The sequence below is a fragment of the Ilyomonas limi genome (assembly GCF_005233845.1).
In the GTDB taxonomy this organism is placed as follows: Bacteria; Bacteroidota; Bacteroidia; order Chitinophagales; family Chitinophagaceae; genus Ilyomonas; species Ilyomonas limi.
Window position 1 is genome coordinate 1 of record NZ_SZQL01000058.1, and the last position, 1,645, is coordinate 1,645.

Annotated in this window: 2 protein-coding genes and 2 pseudogenes; all 4 read left to right on the forward strand. The window is 35.9% G+C overall.

What is annotated here, in order from left to right:
• The first annotated feature begins 130 nt into the window (after nt 1–130).
• The 4 genes and pseudogenes from FC093_RS24320 to FC093_RS23525 all read left to right on the forward strand — a co-directional run bounded on the left by FC093_RS24320 (nt 131) and on the right by FC093_RS23525 (nt 1,164).
• Nucleotides 131–412, forward strand: coding sequence for a hypothetical protein (locus FC093_RS24320; RefSeq protein WP_262711042.1), 282 nt, complete (start codon nt 131–133; stop codon nt 410–412).
• A gap of 40 nt (nt 413–452) precedes the next feature.
• Nucleotides 453–527, forward strand: a pseudogene (locus FC093_RS24760) (hypothetical protein); the annotation flags it as partial.
• Nucleotides 493–810: pseudogene (locus FC093_RS24765) on the forward strand (DUF488 domain-containing protein). The pseudogenes FC093_RS24760 and FC093_RS24765, both read left to right, overlap by 35 nt.
• 60 nt (nt 811–870) lie before the next feature.
• The gene (locus tag FC093_RS23525) at nt 871–1,164 is read left to right on the forward strand and encodes a GNAT family N-acetyltransferase (protein WP_137264271.1); all 294 of its coding nucleotides are present in this window, start codon (nt 871–873) and stop codon (nt 1,162–1,164) included.
• Nucleotides 1,165–1,645: the final 481 nt, after the last annotated feature.

Consider the following 1,645-nt stretch of genomic DNA (forward strand, 5'->3'; position numbering starts at 1 on the left):
TATAAACCGGTAAACTTATTATTTTTGACAACTGCTTTTACAGCAAACTATACAACACTTCGCCAGCAAAACAGGTGGTCAATTTGCCACGAAATCACCTGGTCAACTTCTACGAAATATCCAGTTAAGCATTCCTTTTTCTGTTCCCGCTGAAATCCGGCTTTATGATAAGCTTTTTAATGTGGAAGATCCTAATCAACTGGGAGACGATTTCATAAATCATTTTAATGAAAAAAGTATTCAGGTATTACAAAACGCCTATGTAGAGCATGATCTGGCGACAGAAAATCATTTAAACATACACTTTCAATTCATCAGATTGGGATATTTTATAAAAGACAAGAACTCAAGCGCAGATCATTTAATTTTTAATCGAACCGTTGATCTTAAAGAAGGCTGGAAGAAAACTTAGATTGTCTGAAGCAATCATTCATAATTAAACCAAATGCAAGATGCCAGTATGTGTCAAAAGTATATATGAAGCAATGTCTAATGACAATAGATATCGTGCGGTGGTTGACCGGCTTTGGCCAAAAGGAATTAAAAAGGAAGATGCACAAAAAATATGAATGGTTGAAGGATGTGACCCCTTCCCAGACCTTAAGAAAATGGTGGGGCCATCAACCGGAAAAGTGGAAATTATTTTACAGGTGATATGCTGCCGAATTGTCTGGTTCTGTGTCCCTTACACAGCTAAAAACTTTAAAAAATAAGCTTAAAACGTTAACCCCACTTTATTCCGCAAAGGACGAAAGGCATAATCATGCAATTATTATAAAAGAACTACTGCAATCATCGCAATACGTATAAAGATACATTGTACGAAAGATTTTTTTTATTTGAATTCTCAATTATTAAAAACTATATAAAATGGAAAAGATTGAAATACACGAAGGTGGAAAAGGAATCTCTTTTTTTTCGCTACATGTAGATAGCCAGGAAGTCGGAAGAATGGTGGTCAATATTACTCCTGGTGTATTAAAAGCAGGATACACAAGTATTGGCCTTACGCAACGTGGAAATGGATATGGGAAAAAATTAGTAAGTGCGGTAGTAGATTATGCACGCGAAAATAACCTGAAAATAATACCGGAATGCGGATTTGTGGCCATGATGTTTAACAAATACCCTGAGATTTATGGAGACATTCGAGCTACAATTTGATTGAAATCATAAACTACATTGATCGTTTTATTTAAAATAAAATCGATCCGGTCTTGTCCGTCTACAGGTTGACAGTTTTGCAAAGAGGAACTGAATAGAAAATTCGAATTCAGAGGCCTGTTTAAATCGTTATGGGTACACAGGCATTTCAAAAAAAATAGTTTTAGAAGTTGTATTATACTGGAATAGGTTAATAACAAAATAACTATGGAGCGAATTTTTTTAAAGTGTAATAAAGCCAGAGAACTTTCCATGTGTAAGATGGCCGAAGGGATTTTAGATAATGGATTAAATCTTTATAGCGCCCAGATAAGATACCGCGTAAAACAGCGTCAACAGTTCGAAAATGGCTTCGCCAAATGAACTACCTCGCAGCAAGCTGACGAGGTATCAAAACAGCCTTAGCTGCTGTTGGTGAATCCTTTTATATTCTTTTTCGGCTCCCTGCGCTTTGACATAGTGCTGAATGGTATTTTCATCT